We start from the raw sequence: 18,902 nt of genomic DNA, 5'->3' as shown, positions 1-18,902 counted from the left end.
GTGCTTCCTCATTAACCGTGCTATGCTGTTGCTCATAATATTACCACAATGGAAAAATTCGTCAACTGCTTGTTTGTAAAGCCATTTACTTGTTCAAAGCCAATTTGGCCAACGCAAGCGAACCACACAGTCCTGCGTTATCGCCAAGTCCCGGTGAAACGACATACTGGTCAATTTCGGACTGAAGTGCAGGATGCTGAACGTATCCAGCGAGCAATTCCTGCAGTTTGCTGCGAACCATTGGGAACAGATGCTCCTGCTTCATCACACCGCCACCCATTACAATTTTCTGAGGTGTGAGGATCAATACATAATTCATCAGAGCATGCGCCAGGTAATGTGCTTCAATCTCCCAGGCCTTGTGATCGGCTGGCAGTTCGTAAGCCGGTTGCTCCCAACGTTTATTGATGGCAGGACCTGCGGCAAGCCCTTCCAGACAGTCCCCATGATACGGACAGAACCCTTCATACGTATCTTCAGGATGTCTGCGTACAATGATGTGTCCCATCTCTGGATGTGACAATCCATGGACCATTTTGCCACCTACAACTGCGCCTGCACCAATACCCGTTCCGACAGTAATATACAGACAGCTATCCAGGCCTTGTGCAGCCCCCCAGGTTGCTTCCCCAAGCGCAGCACCGTTTACATCCGTGTCGAACGTCATCGGTACATCAAAGTGCTCCTTGAGCTTACCAATCAGGTTATACTGACCCCAATGCGGTTTGGGTGTTGTTGTGATGTAACCATAGGTCGGGCTTCCTTCAATCGGATCAATTGGACCAAATGAACCTACACCCAAAGCTTCAATACCTTTACCTTCAAAAAAAGCGATTACTTGAGCCATCGTCTCTTCCGGTGTCGTCGTTGGAAAGCTTACGCGCTCAAGAACTTCTCCTTCTTCCGTACCGATACCACATACAAATTTGGTTCCTCCAGCTTCAATTGCGCCTAAAATCGTCATGTTAGTCACTCTCCCAAGTAGTTTAAAATTAAAATGGATCTTCGAATCTGTTCTCTAAACGAGGACATGAATTAATCCTGTTCAGCAGTTTCGAGCTTGGCCAATCGCTTCAATAAGGTCTGCTTCCAGCTGTCGGCTAACGTTGGAATGGCCAGCAAAGCACGCATAGCAACGGCATCCTGCTTCCCCTGATGCATAATTCGATTGGCTTTCAGAATGGTCATTGATGCAGGGTCCGTGCTTATTCGTCTGAATATTGCAGAAGGAGTTACCTCACCCTCTTGCAACACCCGAAAATAAAATCCGGTATGCCCGCTATCCTGAAAATAAACAGGCAATTCTTTGTAATCATACCTTGCACCAAGCTTGAAGCAAGGCTGTCTTGGCTGGCTGACCTGTACCGTGGCTTCCCCCAATTCATACACATCACCAATCCGGACTTCTTCCTCCATACAGCCTTCAACTGTCAGATTTTCTCCACAAGCTCCCCAGTTCAGCTTGCGATCCAACAGTTGTTCAAGCGCCGGATAACGACTGTAATCGTATACACAAACTGCCTTATCAGGCCCACCATGATGCTCGAGATCCGCCTGGGCATCCCCTGTCATTCCGGTGAATGACAGGAAGACCGGGCTGGATATGGGATGTTTCACAATGCCGCTCATCACTTCGCGCTTCTGGCCAGGCAAGGCCTGAAGTTGCCCTACGTTTACAGCTAATACCGCCGTTTTGCTTTCATCTGGCTTCCGGTTATGTGTGAGTGTCATCTGATCCTACCTCCCATATTAGCTTTCTTTTAACGAACAGAGCCACCAAAAACAAGTGTATTACTTAACAAGCGGCCCGGGGAAGTAAGCATTTTGCCGCCAGCATACATGCCAGAAGATGCACCACCATCCAGGTTCATTGCCTCCTTGGCACCAAGCTTCTGCATGACAGCAGCCCATTCTTTGATCGTCGCTCCTGACACGGTAGCCAACATAACCGAACCGTCGGCCATTATGGCTATACCGCTTCTTGCGCCGGAGGCATTGAGAATTTTGGTATCCTTGAAGCCCTCACTCGTTGGATTTACGGCAATTTTGCCGTCTTTCACCAGACGCGGACCTGCGCCCACAGCGGTGACTACATCTTGCCAAGGGATCTCTTTGCCTGCTGCATTGGTGTATTTATAATTCATCTCTACAGTTGATCCAACGGTGAAGCGATCCGACGAAGATTTCTGATTTCCCGTGAAGACCAGCACCGAGCCATTCTTCGGAATGGCTACATCGGTATTCGGTACTTTCTTGGTGACAATCCCTTTCTCCATCACAACCGCCGTACCTCCTTTGAACCCGACTGTAGATCCCCGCTCTGGCGTGTATAACATCGTAATACTCGCATTCGCGGAAGGTGTTCGGTTAATAAAGGTCGCATACCAACTGCGTGATTTCCCTTCTTTATCTGTTACTTTACCCGTCAGACTCACTTGAAGCGAATCCATGATGGCTGAACCGTCTTCCTTAAACCCGATCGTTGTTCCGTATCTTCCAATATGTATAACTTTGCCGTTTGCTATTAACATGCCGTATGGATCTGGAGCTCCGTTATAAGCTTCAAAAAACGCTCCGTTAATGGCCGCTTGCGCGCCATATGCCTTAACAATCGAAGGTAATGTTGCGGTCTGACCGACCTGCTTCTTCGCCAATCCTACGGTAACTGGTGTACCCTTGGGAATACTAACCGTCTGCACGGTAAAACTGCGTCCTGCTGCTTTTACTTTCTGTACCTTGGTGCTAATTGCCGCTTTGGCATCCGCTGTCTGTGGAGCACTCACCGCTCCTGAAAGGATTACCGGCAAAGCAAGGACGAGGGCCATAGCCCCTGTCCACCACTTTTTGCCCGTCCTTTTTGTCTGCATACTACTCACCCTATTGCCACTCCCATCCAAGAGCCCAGGCTCTTCATCTCAAGTTGTTCGAACTTGTCCATCACCATATCCGGATCAAGACGCAATTCACATACATCCAGTGCACAAGCTACCGGAACAGCACAGTGAATCTCTGCCAGTTTACGAGACAGATGAAGCATATCGAGATCATTCTCAATCTTGTTACGTACCGAAGGGGTAAGTTTATCCATATTGTCCAAAATGCCTTCTATGGAGCCAAACTCCTGCACAAGTTTCAAAGCCGTCTTCTCCCCAATGCCCCGTACCCCAGGATAATTGTCACTGGCATCGCCCATCAGACCTTTCATGTCAATCACTTGACGAGGCGTCAGTTGTTTCTCCGTCATTAGAGATTCAGGCGTATACACCATGTAATTGCCATGACCTTTTTTCATAATAATAATGCTTGTGCGGTCATCAATCAGTTGCAGCATATCATGGTCACCCGTAAGTACCATCACGTTCATATCCGTCTGCTCGGTGTAGTACTTGGCAAGTGTACCGATGCAATCATCAGCCTCATATCCTTGAGCGCCAATATTCGGAATGTTCAAACTATCCATCACTTCACGAATCAGAGCAAATTGAGGAATCAGATCATCCGGAGCTTCCGGACGGTTCCCCTTGTACGCTGCATACTCTTCACCGCGAAACGTCTTGCCCCCCATATCCCAACAGCATACGACATGACTTGGCCCAAAGGTCTGAACCGCATCCCAAAAATAACGGATAAATCCGTATACTGCGTTGGTTGGCACGCCTGCCTTTGTACGTCTGATATATCCGCTTGCAGATGTTGCATAGAATGCACGGAACAACACCGCCATACCATCTACCAGCAACAAAGTAGGTTCATTACGTTGATTCACTTGAATTTGTTCTCTCCTGTCCTGTATCTAGCAAATAAAATATCGAACTAATTCTATCATTATAGCATAGTTCCGCCAAGGATCGACCAGCCAAAAAAGCCCTGAAATTTGAACATTCAGAGCCTTTTTCACCTTGGTTCATTTAACAATCAATGAAATCATTCATCTATAAATTACGCGTTGTTCCATTCCTGCTCATACGTGTCTTCTTTGAATCCTACGGTCACTTTGTGACCATCCGTAACGATTGGACGTTTAATCAGACGACCATTGGAAGCCAGCAAACGAATCTGCTCTTCTGTGGACAACCCTGGCAGCTTGTCCTTCAATTGCTGCTCCTTGTACACTTCCCCACTCGTATTAAAGAACTTCTTCACTTCAACTCCGCTCTTCTGAATCAACTCCGTTAATTCTGCTTCGGATGGAGGTGTGTCGAAAATAGGGATTAATTCCAGCTCATGCCCCTGAGCTTCCAGCCATTTTACGGCTTTGCGGCACGTGCCACATTTGGCGTATTGATATACTTTTAGATTACTCATCGTTACTTGTCCTCCTATGTGTGCTCCGGTGGTGCTCCGGTTTCGATTTCTCGCTTCCCTTGGTTTGCTTCGCAAATCCAAAAGTCGCTCCAAACCGATACCATCGCACTGTAATTTTAAACCTCTTTTCGAATGAGAAAAATATACATTCGGCTTTAGGGTCAAAAACCTTAAAACATAAAAATCCTACAACCTAAAAATTTCAAAAATTAGCCTGCGGCATTTTGTTCGGATGCAGTTTGCATGCCTCACACTGGTTGAGCTAACTAACCGTTGACTTACAGCTGGACACAAACGCACTCTGAGCTACTACACACAGCGCACAATCAGGCTGTTTTGACAGCTTCCTACAACGCTTTTCTCGGTGATGCCTCGGTATCCAGGCGAGCCTCCAGGGCAGCCATATCTGCGGGCAACGGGGCTTGGAACGTCATCCGATTGTGCAAAATGGGATGGTCAAACGCCAGCTCACATGCATGCAATGCCTGACGTGCAATCCAAGTGTCTCGTTCCTCCCGAACAGCCATGGTCTGCTCATCAATCTCATGCACTGGAAGGGTCTTGTACATCCGATCCCCAATTAACGGGCAGCCAATCGATGTCATATGTACCCTTATTTGATGGGTTCTGCCGCTCTCCAGCTTCAGATTCACCGCACTGGCACTTCCGCCCGCCCATCGGACAACGGTCGTGTATAACGTTCTTGCCGCATACCCGTCAGGTGTAACGATTCGACGATGCGGCTCTTCGGGATCACGATCAATCGGGCCATCGATGGCCCCCTCTTCTTGGGCAGGACTACCGTGCACTAAGGCAATATATTGTTTATCCACCGTTCCTGCGATCATCTGTTCAGACACATGCTGGTGCACATATGGATTTTTTGCGATTGCCAGCACACCCGATGTTTCCTGATCCAGTCGATGAATCGGCCTGAAGCGGAATCGCTCGCCTTTGGACTTCCAATAATGGACAACCCCGTTTGCCAAAGTACCTGTGTAATGCCCATGTGTTGGATGTACGATGACACCGGAATCTTTGTTCACGATAAGCAAGTGCTCATCTTCATACAGTATCGTAAAGGGAATCGGCTCAGGTAAAATATCATCCGACTCTTCCTGTTCCATTCGGACTTCCAGGACGTCACCTGCGCTAACTTTGACGCTGATGTATACCCGCTCGCCATTCAACATAATTCCCTGCTCTGTAAGTTTGATTCTCGACAGGAGCTTGCGCGAGACCTGTAGGCGCCGCTGAAGCACGGTCTTCAGCAGCCAGCCATCTTCATTTTCGGGAACCGTGTAAATAAGTGGTGAATAATAATCGCTCATTCTTTGTCTTTGCGGCGGAATACTTTTTTGCTCCGCACATACTCAATGTCAGCTACCTGTTGTCTCGCATTAGCAGTCCGAGCTACAACGAAGAAATAATCAGACAGACGATTCAAATAACGTCGTACAGAAGGGTTGATATCCGTATGTTGTCCGAGGGTTACGGCACGGCGTTCAGCGCGACGACATACTGTACGGCAGACATGTAATGTGGAAGAGAGCAAACTGCCCCCTGGCAAAATAAACCGTTCCACCTTCGGATTTTCCGCATCATACAGATCAATCCATTGCTCAAGCCGGGTGACCATCTCATCCCGTACTTTATATTTGGTTTCGCTAATTTTTACAAAGGCGAGATCGGACCCGCAATCAAACAATTCTTGCTGAATTTCGAGCAAGTGTTCACGCAAATCCTCAAATTTCCCGTTAGCTTGATCAATAAAACTGATGGCCTGCCCAACAAAACAATTCAGCTCATCAATTGTCCCATAAGCTTCAACCCGGTCATCGTCCTTGATAACCCGTCCACCAATGACTGAGGTCTGTCCCTCGTCACCTGTTCGTGTATATATGCCCATTGTAATCCCTCCTATTGTTAATATCATTCGCATGGTAGAACGCTGGGGTTAAATATAAATGCATGCCCTTCTAGAGTTTAACTTAATCAGTATACTTGACCTACTATGAATACGGGAATGCTATTATTTTCAGAAACCAGTGAGATCCTTCACACGTATATATGAGTTGGTGTACTCTGCCGAGTATACGCCAAATCCTTGCAAACCAAAAGTAGAGGAGACGATTATGCAAAACTGGATAACCGATTTCATGGAACAATACGGCTACATAGGCATTGCACTCATTATTGCGCTTGAAAACGTATTCCCTCCCATCCCCTCCGAAATCATATTACCTTTTGGCGGCTTCATGACCACCTACACCAGCCTGACCCTTCCCGGTGTTATTATTGCTGCTACCATTGGTTCTGTGCTTGGGGCTGTCATTCTCTATGGGATCGGACTGCTGATTGATGTCAATCGGCTGGAGAAGATTGTAGAACGTTGGGGTCATATTCTGCGGATCAAAAAAGAAGATATCCACCGTGTCGATGCATGGTTTGACAAATATGGAATGTGGACCGTACTATTCTGTCGCATGGTTCCCCTTGTTCGAAGCCTGATCTCAATTCCTGCCGGCATGTCCAACATGAAATTTGGTTTATTCCTACTCTTCACAACCATTGGAACACTGGCCTGGAATATTATTCTCGTCTCGGTTGGTGCGGCTCTCGGTGCTTCATGGGAGAGTATTCTGCACTTTATGGACGTGTACTCCCTGGTCGTATATGTACTTCTGGCGATTATTGTTGTTGGCTGTATAATCTGGTGGATCAGACGCAATAAAACTCGGAAATAAAGAAATTTACACGCATAGCTTTTGTCATAAAATAAAGCCTCCGCACCACAATTTGTGGTAACGGAGGCTTCTTTAGGCTCGTCCATCGTTTAACACTATGAAATACTAATCTTCATATCGCAGCCCTCGATCTTTGAGATCAACAGGCAAGCCAGATATCAACAGATACATCTGTTCCGAATGCGCCTGCAACGCCCGGTTAACTGACGCCATTCTTGCTGCAAAAATTCGTTCTTCCTCTGAAGGATACAAAGAGCCATGCATTTCATTGGTAATGACGAGCAGCTTTCCCTGGTAAGACAGAAGGGCGTCCAGCAACAGCTGTGTCTCTGAACGCTGCTGATCCAGATCATCACTTGCCCTGAACCCGGCTGCCATCCATGCGGTCAGACTATCCACAATGACAATCCGCTGATCTGCCAGGAAGAGATTGGATTCTCGATTAATCTGGTGAAGCACCTCCGTCAGGTGCTGGCCGTTCCCAGCCTGGATGGCACGATAATGAGCGGATGGCAATTCGGGAATCACGGGATCATGATCACCAGTGGATAAATAGATGCCCTCCCGGCTAATCCGGGCTGCGTATCCAAGCGCAAATCGGGTTTTACCACTGCCTATGCCGCCTGTGACCGTAATTAGCAATCCGCTCCCCTCCTTCAGTAGCCATACTAGATTGCATTTACTCTGTCAGCGCCTTCAGCACTTTCTTGGACTCTTCGACATTAGACGCCGACACCGGAATGGTAGCAAACAGATTTTGTGCAGCATAATCTACATCTTTGAACATTTGCATGTCTTCCAAGGGAATGCCATAGAGATGTGATTCTGTCTTGATATCTGAACCGTCATCTCCTTCACCCTTTTCAACCAGGACCCCGCCTTCAAATACACCGCGCTTATACTTCTCCGCATCAAATGTATCATCCAGCGGAATATTGGAGCCGTTACTTCCGTACTGCTTCATATCAGCCTCAGGCAAAATGAAAATATCATGACCACCAGCCGCATATTCTACCATAATTTTCTGAACATCATACATTGCACTGGTGATAACCTCCACCTTGGGCTCCTCGCCCAGCTTCTGCTGCAAATTAGCTTGCAACTGCTCCGAGATCACGGATGGATTTCCTTGGTTATCAATGATAAAAATTGTAAAACCGTCCTTACCGCCACAGCCAGCAAGCAGAAAAATCATAGAAATGATTGCGGTAAGCCCCCAAAATCTCTTCATTCCAGTTCCCCCTTTAGTCTCCTATGTACAATATATCACAATTGTTCCACGCAAAAAAATAACCCTACCTATCCAAAGCAATCTGTTCATAGATCAAAAAAAAAGACCCTTTCCGGGTCTTCTTCGAATCGAATATGCGTAACGTTTCGATACAACGAAAAATTACTTTCCTTTAATCGGATTAGCCTTCATGTATTCATTAATCTTCAAATCTAGCAAACTGCTAATTTCAATTACAATATCGGATGTGAATGATTTCTCTTCAAGGAATATCTGTTCCATCTTGCGGCGTAGCATATGGATCTCATCTTCCAAGGAAACGTTATGCAAAGATGCGTGATCCGGTTTCACCGACCATCGGTCGCCATGATCGTCTTCTGCCAAATAATGCCCACGATTAGTCGGTAAATCATATTCAACACAAAACAAAGCCAACCCCTCCTTGGAAAAATTAGTTTCCAAATACAAGAAAAACTTATTTCAAATTGAAATTATATCACAATATTTTGTAAAAGAAAGTTATTTTTTTTCTAGTTTGAAGAAAGTTTATGTCGATCAGAAGCTTCTAATCCCTATTAACCCTCTTTTTGCAGTTTGTAAACAAAGTTTCCGATTCGTTCCAAGGCTTCATTCAATTGGGTCACAGATGTTGCATAGGAACAACGAAGAAATCCTTCTCCTTGTGGACCAAATACATTACCCGGAACAGCCGCCACTTTATTTTCCGTTAGCAAACGCTCAGCAAAAAGATCCGAACTCAGCCCCGTCTTCTGGATACTAGGAAATGCATAAAATGCTCCCTGGGGTTCATGGCAGTCCAGTCCAATATCTCTAAAACCCTGCACGATAAGGCGTCTGCGCTGATTATAGGATTCAACCATTCTATCCTTCTCACCCAAACCGTTCGTCAATGCCTCAAGCGCGGCCACCTGTCCCATAGCAGGTGCACACATCACCGTGTACTGATGAATTTTGAGCATGGCTGCAATCAGTTCAGGATGTCCGCACATATACCCAATTCGCCAGCCGGTCATCGCAAAAGCCTTGGAAAACCCACTAACCAAAATGGTACGTTCCTTCATATCCGGAATCGTAGCGAAACTAACATGTTTTTGCGTATACGTCAGCTCAGCATAAATCTCATCCGCAATGACGATCAGATCATGCTTTTTGATCACTTCAGCAATAGGCAACCATTCTTCATAGGTCATGATGGCACCTGTCGGATTGCTCGGATAACAGAGGATAAGAACCTTCGACTTCGGCGTAATTCCCGCTTCCAGCGCCTCGGCAGTCAGTTTAAACTGATCCTTCGCATACGTTTCTACACCAACCGGTATGCCTCCACCAATCGAAGCGATTGGAGAATAGGCCACATACGAAGGTTCTGGAATCAGAATTTCGTCTCCGGGTACAATCAATGCACGCAATGCCAGATCAATGGCTTCACTGCCACCAACGGTAACGATAATTTCGTCCTTTGGATCATACTTGGTATCAAATTGAGTATCCAGATACTCGCTGATGGCTTCCCTCAGTTTCGGCATACCCGCATTGGAAGTGTAACTGGTCATGCCTCTTTCGAGTGAATATACACAAGCTTCACGCATATGCCACGGTGTTACAAAGTCCGGTTCACCTACACCCAGTGTGATGATATCCTTGTTATCGCCAACCAGATCAAAAAATTTGCGTATGCCGGATGGCGGTATCTGTTGAACCAAAGGTGCCAAATACGAAGTCATTTTCTTGTTGTTTCCTGTTGTCTGTTCATTCACTATCATGACGCATCTTCCTTTACGGCGAGATCATGAGACGGTTGTCTTCCTGATGGTCTTCAAAAATAATCCCGTCCTGCTTATATTTTTTAAGAATAAAATTCGTTTTGGTTGAAAGTACAGAGTCAATCGGAGACAATTTCTCCGATACAAAATTAGCGACTTCACGCAGGTTGCCACCTTCTACTTCTACGAGCAGATCATATGCACCTGACATGAGATATACCGATTTCACTTGCGGATACAGATAAATGCGTTCAGCGATCCCTTCGAAGCCACGACCACGCTCAGGCGTAATCTGTACTTCAATCAAGGCTGTTACTTTCTCATCATCAATCTTGCTCCAGTTCACAACGGTTGCGTATTTCACAATCACGTGGTCCTGTTCAAGCTGGGCCACGGCGTTCTTGATCTTATCTTCCGACTCCCCCAGCAGCGTCGACAGCAGTGCGGGAGTCCTTCTCGCGTCTTCCTTCAACAAATCCAGAACTTTTAATTGCAGATCGTTCAGATCCTTCATGTCTTTCCCTCCAGCGTCATCCAGCTTCCTGAAAATGAATTAATACTTATATTACATGAATTCAACGATCATGCAAAGACAAAAACCGCCCGCCCTGAATTCGGGCAAGCGGTGGTATGGTCTGTAACAGTACCTGCTTCAAACCATAATTACAAAGGTTACATGTAATAAGGGTTACCGTAATTCGGTTGATGCTGGGGTACATTAGGCGCCTGGTTGTAAGCACTGGCCTGCGTATTCTTTTCCTGAATGAACTGCTGGCATTTCTGTTGGGTCTGGTGGGCCGATTGAATCTGCTTGTCCACATCCTGGCGCAATGCTTTCGAGCCTACCGAATACATGTTGTTCTGCTGCATCACATTGAACAGCTCACCTTGCAAACGGAGTGTATCATTGGTCAAGTCTGTGAACATCCGACGTGTAATGGGACAGGAAGCTTCGGTTGTTGCTGTCGTATATTCGCGCGCGGTTCGTCTTAAATCCGCAAGAATCGACTTCAACAAATCCTGTTCCTGCATAAAAGATCCATTAGATGATAAAGATTGAGAATACACACGGTTTCCTCCTATACGTTTAGATTTGGCTTCTATTACTGCGCTTGTGTTGGAGCAATAGATTGATGTTGTTGCAAAGCATTAACGAGTGTGTTCAGATGCTGTTCATGGGAACGAACATAGTGATTCAGTGCCTGCTGAATTTGCGGATTATGTGAGATGGAAGCTGTGGCCGCGCACTGCTTGATCAGCAGTTCTTCATTGGTTATTGAATCCGCAATATAATTCAATTCTTTCGGACTCAGCGCTTGCATGGATTGATTCTGCATGTTTCGTTGACCTCCTCGGCATAAAGTTTATGCGCAATTATTGTTAACCCGGTCACTCAAAAGTATACAAACGTAATCATGAAGGAGATGTTTCTAATGGATCTGGTCTATGGTACACCGTTCTGGCCTTCCACTTTTAACCCAAATTCCAACTATCCCTCGCTACAAACCGACATCTCCTGTGACTGCTTGATCATAGGTGGTGGTATGGGGGGGGCACTGACTTCCGAATTGCTTACGGAGCGTGGAGTTAATACGGTTGTTATTGATAAGAGAAAGATTGCGCATGGCAGTAGTTCAGCCAATACAGGACTTTTGCAGTACACAAACGACAAAACACTGACCTCCTGTATCAATACCTTTGGTGAAAAGACAGGCGTGCGCTTCTATGAACTATGTCGTGAAGCCATGCAGAAACTCACACAAATTGCGGACAGGTTGGATACCGATCCCTGGTTTATTCCACGGACCAGTCTCTGTTTTGCCAGCAGCATTGATGATGTAGCCATGCTGGAGGAAGAATATCAAACGTTGAAGCATTATGGCTTTGAAGCTGAACTGTGGAATTCCGACAAAATCAGCACCCATTTCCCCTTCAGCAAACCTGCCGCATTATATACGTTGGGGGATGCTGAAGTGAACCCGTATCGTTTTGTTCATGCCTTGTTTGAATCGGCAAGCAAACGAGGAGCACGAATCTATGGACAGACTGAGATGATTCATTGTGAATTCGATGATGATGGTGTGCTGTGTCATACTTCAGGTGGGAAAATCCGGGCCAGCAAGGTTATTTTTGCTGCCGGTTATGAGACGCAGACCATCAAAAAAGACCAAGGAGCCTACCTGCAAACCACCTATGCTATCGCTACTAAACCGTTGCCTGACCTAAAGGAATGGTATGAGCACAGTCTGATCTGGGAGACGGCACGCCCTTACCTGTATATGAGAACCACACCAGACGGACGGATCATTGCTGGCGGTCTGGATGAAGAGACACCGAGGGAAGATCAACGTGAGATTCGGGCAAGACACCGGGGAGATACACTGCTGGAAGAAGTTCGCTCTTATTTTCCACTGGAGGGTCTTGAAGTTGATTATGCCTGGGGTGCCGTGTTTGGCAATACGAATGACGGACTTCCGTTTATCGGCCCACATCCTGAATACCCGCATTCTTATTTTCTTGAGGGTTATGGCGGTAACGGTACAGTGTACAGCATGTTCGCTGCTTCTCTTTTGGCCGATGCTGTTACAGGAGTTGAGAATGGCGATATGGAACTTTTCTCATTAACGAGAACGAGTAAACCTTCTCCTGTGTAAGCAACGCCTCAAATAAATAAGGGTACAGCTCAGGATTATTCCCTGGACTGTACCCTTTTCCCTATGCTGAGGGTTCTTGCTGATCCGGATGTACTAACAAGTTGCGCATGAATATCCAGCCAATAAGCGGGAAAGCCCCAAGCGCCACAATAAGCCAGGTTAATGTTTGTAAAGAAGGGCCATTCATGACCGTCAGAATAAATACAGCAAGGCCAAATAAACGACCGACCATCAAACAAAGCTCCCTTAATACGACAAGTTCAACCCTTTTCTCTACATTTTCGCCGCTCGCTCCCATCAGGTCGAATCCTGCCGAAATCATTGGCAAAATATACAACGGCATCGACAAGGCAGATCCAATTCCCATAATTAAAAGCGTACCATAGCTGACCTTCCATAATAGCGGAATTAACACGATGAATAACAATATCGCACCGGCTAACATCCCTCTGGACCTGTATTGCGGCTTAAACCATTTTCCTGCGGCCCAGTAACTCACCAGTGCTACGGCTGAAGTGATTAGCGAGAACTGCCCTAGTTTATATTCCTGCTTAGTTGCCACATAGACGAGCAATGCAATCAGAAAGGCAAAAACGCCTTCCCGCACGCCTTGTGCAAACAGTCCCATGCCAAGCGGTCTCCATGCGCTATCTTTGGCAGACAACTGTCGCCACGGTTCAGACCAGCGGTATGTGCCGCTGACCTCCCTTTTTTTCAGAAAAAAACTGAACACAACGGCAATCACATATATGACTAATGACACCGTAAAAATAAGGCGATAACCCGAATTATCAACCATTCGTGAAATAATAAGACCTGAGAACCACGGACCGATGATGCCTGTCATGGAACCCAGCAGACCCACCCAGCCATTGAACAGGTCCCTATTCTCCCGGTCAGTCACCTCAAAATAAACCACATTGAACGCAATCCAGAACAATCCAAGTGCACATCCAAACAAAATCCCCAGAGGCCATATCCAGTCAACCGCTTTTGGTCCCGCCCATAACACAAGCATGTAAAAAATACCTGACAAGGCCGTTCCTAATCGCAACGCACTCATTTTGTTATGTTCCTTGACCCACTTTCCCGCAAGCCAAAACGTGAGTCCAAGTGCAATTTGCTGGCTGATCGTAAACCATCCCAGCATAGCGTAGTCGGGACGACTTTTCCACAGATACACATTCAGAAACGTTCCCGACAAAGCTCCGGCTAACACAAACAATCCATTCACGCCTAGTAGCAGAATGGATTGTCGGCCCAGAGAAATCTTCATCTGCTCCCTCCTTATTCCACCTGAAGTCAGCACTTCACAGGCAAGGTCTAAGGGTTAACGTACCCCAAGCAGAAGGAAAACATGATGAATTTCCCGGATTATTATATTTTCAGAAGCGACTTACTCTCTTATTTCCGTGCACTCAAATTCTGGATCAGACGCAGACGGTCATCTTCGGACAGGTTATATTGAACCTGGAAGCAACCTGAGCATACATACATTTGTACAGAGAACGGCGCATCCAGCAACGAATCCGTACCAGAGACAGCATTGGCAACAGGATTGAACGTATCCTTGGTTGCCTTCTGTGTACCCGTGAGGATCATGAATTCACGGCAGTGTGGGCATTCCGGAACCTCTTCTTGCAAATCAAGCTGCTTCTCCACACCTTCTTCGTATTGAATCAGATCATTGCCCTCATCGGCATATTTCGTCAATGTACGAAGCTCCGGCAATTTCAGCTCTACTTCATCTCCCCACAGATTGGCGAGATCCGTAGTTTGTTCATCGTCCTCAACATCATCCATAGCATAGATGTCTTCCTCGGCTTCATTGTTCTCTTCATCACCGATATTGATGTTTAGAGTACGATATCCCTTTAATTCATTATGACAGTAAGGGCATTCTTCTTCTGGACCTAGCTCCTCATCCCATACAATCTCGGTGTGGCACCATGGACATACTGTTGGTTCCATATTAAATCAACCTTTCTCTTTCAGATAATCATGTGTTTAACACATATATGATGCCTATGGCAAAAAATACAATCGATGCAGCAAACAGAATCCGTATCAATATCTTCATGAACGGTCCCCCTACATGATGCTCGCGCCAATAACAAATGACAACGAGACGGAAATAATCATGGATATCAATCCAACGGCCCGGTTATCCGCTTCAATCTCCTTGTCAATGGAGAACACCGGTGTCAGAAACTCGAATAGAAAATAGGCAATGAGCAGAAGGACAAATCCTACAAATGACCACGTCATAGCTTCATACACCGATGATTTGGCCTGAATGCAGAAATGAAGCACGTTGCAGATTCCAAAGATCTTGCCTCCTGTAGCCATCGCAACCGCCATATTGCCCTTCTTGATTTCATGCCAGCATTTGTACTTGGTCACCAGTTCAAAGCAAGCAAGAAAGACAAGCAGCTCCATAATCGCTACGGAGAAAAATCCGAGCACCATCCCCAAGGGATGAGACAGCAATTCGTCAATCGTCCCTTTCACTCATCGTTCCCCTTCCCCATTCTGCCGCCTGAACTCACTCAGGCGGCAGAACTTCTTTGATTCCTGGTCGGGCTATTCCAATTCTGCGACGGTCACACCGTTTCCGCCTTCTCCGTAATTGCCCAGCCGGTAACTTTTTATATGTCTATGCTTACGCAGGTAATCCTGAATACCGGAACGCAAAATTCCTGTTCCTTTACCGTGAATAATATACACCTGACCCAGATTAGCAAGGAAAGCTTCGTCGATAAAACGATCTGTCTCCATCAAGGCTTCTTCCAGATTCGTCCCCCGCAAATCCAGTTCACTTTTCACATTGTTATCGCGAGTTCGTTTCACGCCGGTTACCGGTTTCTGCTTCGGTTTGGCTTCTGCTGGTGCAGACTGCTGTAATTCCAGGTCATTCAGGGATACTTTCATTTTCATGATCCCCAATTGAACCATGGCATCCTTGGTGCCTGACATCTCCACCACATGACCTTTTTGATTCAAACTGTAGACAAGAACTTCATCGCCCGGTCCGATGGCCCGAGACTTCGTTGCCGTTGAAGTGCGCTTAGCCGTCTTCTTGCGTTTCTCAGGTTCAGCTTCATCCAGTTGTTTGCGAGCAGCAATAAGTTTGTGCTCCTTCACGGATGCGCCTTCTTCCATAGCGAGCTGACGAAGATCAGTTATAATCTTCTCAGCTTCCGCTCTGGCCTTGTCCACAATGTTGCGGGCATCTTCTTCCGCTTTTTCAATGCGTCGGTCACGCTGCTGTTCCAGCTTCTCCAGTTCGGCTTGATGACGGCTGCGCAATTTCTCCATGTCCTGGCGCAGACGTTCCGCACTCTCACGTTCTTGCTCCGCAGTAAGCCGGTTCTCTTCCAGGGAAGCGATCATATGCTCTACACGCTGGTCTTCTTCTTTCACTTCGCCACGCGCGTAATCCAGAATGTATCCTGGCAGACCTAGCCGCTCCGCAATTGCAAACGCGTTACTCCGTCCCGGCACACCGACGAGTAGTCGGTAGGTAGGGCTCAGTGTATTAACGTCGAATTCCATGCTGGCATTAATAACACCTTTTCGCTCATAAGCGTAAGCTTTCAGCTCACTGTAATGCGTTGTTGCTACCATGCGGCATCCGGTCTGATGCATATGCTCCAGAATGGAGATCGCCAGTGCAGAACCTTCTGCCGGGTCGGTACCTGCCCCAAGTTCGTCAAGCAACACCAGACTTTTGGTTGTCATGTTCTTCAGTATCCGAATGATGTTCGTCATATGACTGGAGAATGTACTCAGGTTCTGTTCAATGCTCTGTTCGTCACCAATGTCCGCGTAAATCGCATCAAAAACACATAACTGGCTGCCATCTTCCGCTGGAACAAACAAACCTGACATTGCCATGAGGCTCAGTAAACCAATCGTTTTGAGTGTTACTGTCTTACCACCCGTATTTGGACCCGTTACGATAATGGACGTATAATCGTTGCCGAGTTCAATGTCGGTTGGCACCACATTTTCAATCGAGATCAGCGGATGGCGTCCCTTTTTGAGCTTGATGAATCCGCGATCGTTCATGCGTGGCAATGTGGCTTTCAATTCACGGGCAAGACGTGCTTTGGCAAATATGAAATCCAGCGATCCCAGCAGGTCAACATCAACCAATAACCACTCTGCCTGTTCACTGACAAGTGCCGTTAATTTCTGCAAAATCACTTCAATTTCGCGTTCTTCCCGGATTCGGGTCTCGCGCAATTTGTTATTCATCGCAACGATGGATTCTGGCTCAATAAACAGCGTTGCTCCTGAACCGGATTGATCATGGACAATCCCGCCAAAGTAAGAGCGATATTCCGATTTCACGGGAATCACGAAACGGTCTCCCCGAATGGTTATCAGCTGGTCCTGCAGCATTTTGGATACTGTAGAAGAACGGATCATCGAATCCAGTTTCTCACGGATGCGAGCTTCACCGCCGCGCAGCTCACGACGAATCTGCGCCAGTGTTACACTCGCGCTATCTGAGACTTCGGCATTGTCGTCAATACAGATACGAATTGCATCTTCAAGCGTTTTTTGCTCAGATAACTGATCACTGATGTAGAAAATCGATTCCACCTTTTCATCATCGTGGAGTGCAGCGATCTGACGTTTCAATCGACGTGCTGCAAAAGTGGTGTTGGAAATTCCCAGTAACTCATGCGGGTTCAACGTGCCCCCTATTTCGGCGCGTTTGATCGAAGCGGTAATATCCACAATTCCCCCAAAAGATGGAGAGCCTTTCAGACGATCAAACATAAAAGCTTCATCGGTTTGCTGGAGCAGTCTCTTCACTTCTTCCAGTTCACTGATCGGCTCCAATTGTTCCGCTTTCTTTTTTCCCATCGTAGTCTGGGCAAAGCTTTGCAATGTATTTAAAATTTTGCGATATTCCAATGTTTTCAAAATTTTCGTGTCCAAGTGTACAACTCCTTCCAAACTATAACTGTATTATAACGAAAGAAACTTTCTAGCGCTATTTAACGAATCCTTCCACACATAACTTGGGACATAGCGCCGCAAACTACAGGTGTCAGGATTGTGCAACCTCACCATTGAACAGGATGTACAATGCTCAATCCGATCTGAATAAAGGAGGTATAACACCATGAATTTTCTGGGACATGTCGTGCGATTTATCATCGCCGCAATTGTATTGATGGTCGTCAGCTGGATCGTACCCGGATTCGCCGTCGGTGGTTTCTGGAGCGCGCTGATGCTTGCTCTGGTTATCGCTCTGCTTGGCTGGGTTGTTGAAGGCATCTTCGGTAAAAGGGTTAATCCTTTTGGCCGCGGTATAGTCGGCTTCATCGTCAGCGCACTGGTGATCTGGATTGGTCAATATGTCGTAGATCATGTACATGTCAGTCTGCTTGGTGCTGTTCTGGCTGCATTGGTCATTGGGATCATTGATCTGTTCATCCCGGTTTCCACCCCTTTTGATGCCGGAAGAAGATCCAAAGATCACGCATAGGCTCCAACGTACCTACTCCCCATAGGCTTCCCCTAAACCTCTGATGGCTTAAACGCCTGATGAGGTTTATTTTTTTAGGTTGTGCGCATGCTGATGTTCAAAAAAACGACATAGGCAGCATGTACAGGCATCGTCAATTTGCGGTATGATGACTGGAGAAATCATTCAAATTTTATCCATATCACGCTTTTTGAGGAGGCAAATGATGAAGAAAGGCATGGCATGGCTTGCGGCCTGTATGTTGATTCTGGTCCTTGCTGCATGTGGTGGAACTGGACAATCCGCAGAATCAAACGGCGAGTCCGACTCGGGTGCAACTGCAAGCGAAGAACTGGTGATCAAAGCAAGCAACTATGAATTTGACCAACCTGAATACCATTTAAAAAAAGGTGTCCCGGTTAAGATTGTTTATGAAAATACAAACGGAAACCATGGTGTTCTCGTGCCTGAGCTGAACCTTCGGCTGGATACCAGGAACAATTCCAAAGTGATTACTCCCGACACAGCAGGGGAATTTGAAATGTCCTGTTCCGTCTATTGCGGAAGCGGTCACGGCAGTATGATCTCCAAAATTATTGTTGAAGAATAGTGTTCAAGACAAGGAGCCCCCGTAGCGACGGGAGCTCTTTCTTCATTATAACAAATTGTACAAGAGTGCGCTGTCCAGGATTCCAG

General features: G+C 46.6%; 22 protein-coding genes. 4 read left to right on the top strand and 18 right to left on the bottom strand.

All coding sequences use genetic code 11. The features are described 5' to 3' along the window. Positions 1 to 85: 85 nt before the first annotated feature. The 7 genes from CRO25_RS22665 to CRO25_RS22635 form a co-directional block, all read right to left on the bottom strand. Positions 86 to 964: an ROK family protein gene (locus tag CRO25_RS22665; protein ID WP_063564224.1), complete on the bottom strand. Its 879-nt coding sequence runs from the start codon at positions 962 to 964 to the stop codon at positions 86 to 88. 71 nt (positions 965 to 1,035) lie between these two features. Further along, on the bottom strand, positions 1,036 to 1,731 hold the full coding sequence (locus tag CRO25_RS22660; RefSeq protein ID WP_079696546.1) for an MOSC domain-containing protein: 696 nt from the start codon (positions 1,729 to 1,731) through the stop codon (positions 1,036 to 1,038). A 29-nt stretch (positions 1,732 to 1,760) separates the two neighbouring features. Further along, on the bottom strand, positions 1,761 to 2,867 hold the full coding sequence (locus CRO25_RS22655; protein WP_063564334.1) for a phosphodiester glycosidase family protein: 1,107 nt from the start codon (positions 2,865 to 2,867) through the stop codon (positions 1,761 to 1,763). A 5-nt stretch (positions 2,868 to 2,872) separates the two neighbouring features. Beyond that, the gene (locus CRO25_RS22650; protein WP_072734037.1) at positions 2,873 to 3,766 is read right to left on the bottom strand and encodes a 5'-3' exonuclease H3TH domain-containing protein; all 894 of its coding nucleotides are present in this window, start codon (positions 3,764 to 3,766) and stop codon (positions 2,873 to 2,875) included. 173 nt (positions 3,767 to 3,939) lie between these two features. Next, positions 3,940 to 4,305, bottom strand: coding sequence for an arsenate reductase family protein (locus tag CRO25_RS22645; protein WP_063564222.1), 366 nt, complete (start codon positions 4,303 to 4,305; stop codon positions 3,940 to 3,942). Positions 4,306 to 4,652: 347 nt separating this feature from the next. Further along, positions 4,653 to 5,636, bottom strand: a complete 984-nt coding sequence (locus CRO25_RS22640; protein WP_079696544.1) for an RluA family pseudouridine synthase — start codon at positions 5,634 to 5,636, stop codon at positions 4,653 to 4,655. Continuing rightward, entirely contained in the window at positions 5,633 to 6,214 is a 582-nt protein-coding gene (locus CRO25_RS22635; protein ID WP_076289912.1) for a cob(I)yrinic acid a,c-diamide adenosyltransferase, read from the bottom strand. Before CRO25_RS22635 ends, CRO25_RS22640 begins: the two co-directional genes overlap by 4 nt. Before the next feature lie 226 nt (positions 6,215 to 6,440). Here CRO25_RS22635 and CRO25_RS22630 point away from each other — a divergent pair, with 226 nt between their 5' ends. Continuing rightward, a complete protein-coding gene (locus CRO25_RS22630) occupies positions 6,441 to 7,052 on the top strand; it encodes a DedA family protein (RefSeq protein WP_024628348.1) in 612 nt (203 codons plus the stop codon). Between the two features lie 105 nt (positions 7,053 to 7,157). Here the strand turns inward: CRO25_RS22630 and CRO25_RS22625 are convergent, their stop codons facing one another. From CRO25_RS22625 to CRO25_RS22595, 7 genes are all read right to left on the bottom strand, one after another. Next, positions 7,158 to 7,694, bottom strand: coding sequence for a bifunctional adenosylcobinamide kinase/adenosylcobinamide-phosphate guanylyltransferase (locus CRO25_RS22625; RefSeq protein WP_072734039.1), 537 nt, complete (start codon positions 7,692 to 7,694; stop codon positions 7,158 to 7,160). A gap of 37 nt (positions 7,695 to 7,731) precedes the next feature. Next, entirely contained in the window at positions 7,732 to 8,283 is a 552-nt protein-coding gene (locus CRO25_RS22620) for a hypothetical protein (protein WP_063564218.1), read from the bottom strand. Between the two features lie 162 nt (positions 8,284 to 8,445). Then, positions 8,446 to 8,667 carry an aspartyl-phosphate phosphatase Spo0E family protein gene (locus tag CRO25_RS22615; RefSeq protein WP_179132242.1) on the bottom strand — a complete coding sequence of 74 codons (222 nt, stop codon included), beginning with the start codon at positions 8,665 to 8,667 and terminating at the stop codon, positions 8,446 to 8,448. 191 nt (positions 8,668 to 8,858) lie between these two features. After that, on the bottom strand, positions 8,859 to 10,067 hold the full coding sequence (locus CRO25_RS22610; protein ID WP_063564217.1) for an aminotransferase class I/II-fold pyridoxal phosphate-dependent enzyme: 1,209 nt from the start codon (positions 10,065 to 10,067) through the stop codon (positions 8,859 to 8,861). Between the two features lie 13 nt (positions 10,068 to 10,080). Beyond that, entirely contained in the window at positions 10,081 to 10,581 is a 501-nt protein-coding gene (locus tag CRO25_RS22605) for an Lrp/AsnC family transcriptional regulator (protein WP_024628343.1), read from the bottom strand. A gap of 158 nt (positions 10,582 to 10,739) precedes the next feature. Beyond that, positions 10,740 to 11,135, bottom strand: coding sequence for a spore coat protein (locus tag CRO25_RS22600; protein ID WP_079696541.1), 396 nt, complete (start codon positions 11,133 to 11,135; stop codon positions 10,740 to 10,742). A gap of 35 nt (positions 11,136 to 11,170) precedes the next feature. After that, positions 11,171 to 11,404, bottom strand: coding sequence for a hypothetical protein (locus CRO25_RS22595; protein ID WP_063564215.1), 234 nt, complete (start codon positions 11,402 to 11,404; stop codon positions 11,171 to 11,173). A gap of 96 nt (positions 11,405 to 11,500) precedes the next feature. Here CRO25_RS22595 and CRO25_RS22590 point away from each other — a divergent pair, with 96 nt between their 5' ends. Next, entirely contained in the window at positions 11,501 to 12,721 is a 1,221-nt protein-coding gene (locus tag CRO25_RS22590; RefSeq protein WP_079696540.1) for an FAD-binding oxidoreductase, read from the top strand. A gap of 61 nt (positions 12,722 to 12,782) precedes the next feature. Here CRO25_RS22590 and CRO25_RS22585 read toward each other — a convergent pair whose 3' ends face one another. The 4 genes from CRO25_RS22585 to CRO25_RS22570 all read right to left on the bottom strand — a co-directional run bounded on the left by CRO25_RS22585 (position 12,783) and on the right by CRO25_RS22570 (position 17,674). After that, positions 12,783 to 13,997 carry an MFS transporter gene (locus tag CRO25_RS22585; protein ID WP_072734041.1) on the bottom strand — a complete coding sequence of 405 codons (1,215 nt, stop codon included), beginning with the start codon at positions 13,995 to 13,997 and terminating at the stop codon, positions 12,783 to 12,785. Positions 13,998 to 14,125: 128 nt separating this feature from the next. Next, positions 14,126 to 14,692 carry a hypothetical protein gene (locus CRO25_RS22580; RefSeq protein WP_079696539.1) on the bottom strand — a complete coding sequence of 189 codons (567 nt, stop codon included), beginning with the start codon at positions 14,690 to 14,692 and terminating at the stop codon, positions 14,126 to 14,128. Positions 14,693 to 14,812: 120 nt separating this feature from the next. Next, positions 14,813 to 15,190 (bottom strand): DUF350 domain-containing protein, encoded by a 378-nt coding sequence (locus tag CRO25_RS22575; protein ID WP_079696587.1) that lies wholly within the window; start codon positions 15,188 to 15,190, stop codon positions 14,813 to 14,815. 114 nt (positions 15,191 to 15,304) lie between these two features. Further along, the gene (locus tag CRO25_RS22570) at positions 15,305 to 17,674 is read right to left on the bottom strand and encodes an endonuclease MutS2 (RefSeq protein ID WP_079696538.1); all 2,370 of its coding nucleotides are present in this window, start codon (positions 17,672 to 17,674) and stop codon (positions 15,305 to 15,307) included. 187 nt (positions 17,675 to 17,861) lie between these two features. On the opposite strand from CRO25_RS22570, the gene CRO25_RS22565 reads away from it, so the two are divergent. After that, positions 17,862 to 18,227, top strand: coding sequence for a phage holin family protein (locus CRO25_RS22565; RefSeq protein WP_053780442.1), 366 nt, complete (start codon positions 17,862 to 17,864; stop codon positions 18,225 to 18,227). A gap of 205 nt (positions 18,228 to 18,432) precedes the next feature. Next, entirely contained in the window at positions 18,433 to 18,816 is a 384-nt protein-coding gene (locus CRO25_RS22560; protein ID WP_079696537.1) for a cytochrome C oxidase subunit II, read from the top strand. Positions 18,817 to 18,902 lie beyond the last annotated feature (86 nt).

Source organism: Paenibacillus sp. RU5M (genome assembly GCF_900221055.1).
Classification (GTDB): domain Bacteria; phylum Bacillota; class Bacilli; order Paenibacillales; family Paenibacillaceae; genus Paenibacillus; species Paenibacillus marchantiae.
This window is presented reverse-complemented; position numbering and strand designations above follow the sequence as displayed.

Coding starts and splice junctions, on each gene's coding strand:
- CRO25_RS22645 (WP_063564222.1), bottom strand. CDS start 4,305: ATGAGTAATCTAAAAGTATATCAATACGCCAAATGTGGCACGTGCCGC.
- CRO25_RS22635 (WP_076289912.1), bottom strand. CDS start 6,214: ATGGGCATATATACACGAACAGGTGACGAGGGACAGACCTCAGTCATT.
- CRO25_RS22665 (WP_063564224.1), bottom strand. CDS start 964: ATGACGATTTTAGGCGCAATTGAAGCTGGAGGAACCAAATTTGTATGT.
- CRO25_RS22590 (WP_079696540.1), top strand. CDS start 11,501: ATGGATCTGGTCTATGGTACACCGTTCTGGCCTTCCACTTTTAACCCA.
- CRO25_RS22575 (WP_079696587.1), bottom strand. CDS start 15,190: ATGGTGCTCGGATTTTTCTCCGTAGCGATTATGGAGCTGCTTGTCTTT.
- CRO25_RS22620 (WP_063564218.1), bottom strand. CDS start 8,283: ATGAAGAGATTTTGGGGGCTTACCGCAATCATTTCTATGATTTTTCTG.
- CRO25_RS22565 (WP_053780442.1), top strand. CDS start 17,862: ATGAATTTTCTGGGACATGTCGTGCGATTTATCATCGCCGCAATTGTA.
- CRO25_RS22580 (WP_079696539.1), bottom strand. CDS start 14,692: ATGGAACCAACAGTATGTCCATGGTGCCACACCGAGATTGTATGGGAT.
- CRO25_RS22605 (WP_024628343.1), bottom strand. CDS start 10,581: ATGAAGGATCTGAACGATCTGCAATTAAAAGTTCTGGATTTGTTGAAG.
- CRO25_RS22595 (WP_063564215.1), bottom strand. CDS start 11,404: ATGCAGAATCAATCCATGCAAGCGCTGAGTCCGAAAGAATTGAATTAT.
- CRO25_RS22585 (WP_072734041.1), bottom strand. CDS start 13,997: ATGAAGATTTCTCTGGGCCGACAATCCATTCTGCTACTAGGCGTGAAT.
- CRO25_RS22560 (WP_079696537.1), top strand. CDS start 18,433: ATGAAGAAAGGCATGGCATGGCTTGCGGCCTGTATGTTGATTCTGGTC.
- CRO25_RS22610 (WP_063564217.1), bottom strand. CDS start 10,067: ATGATAGTGAATGAACAGACAACAGGAAACAACAAGAAAATGACTTCG.
- CRO25_RS22660 (WP_079696546.1), bottom strand. CDS start 1,731: ATGACACTCACACATAACCGGAAGCCAGATGAAAGCAAAACGGCGGTA.
- CRO25_RS22630 (WP_024628348.1), top strand. CDS start 6,441: ATGCAAAACTGGATAACCGATTTCATGGAACAATACGGCTACATAGGC.
- CRO25_RS22655 (WP_063564334.1), bottom strand. CDS start 2,867: ATGCAGACAAAAAGGACGGGCAAAAAGTGGTGGACAGGGGCTATGGCC.
- CRO25_RS22640 (WP_079696544.1), bottom strand. CDS start 5,636: ATGAGCGATTATTATTCACCACTTATTTACACGGTTCCCGAAAATGAA.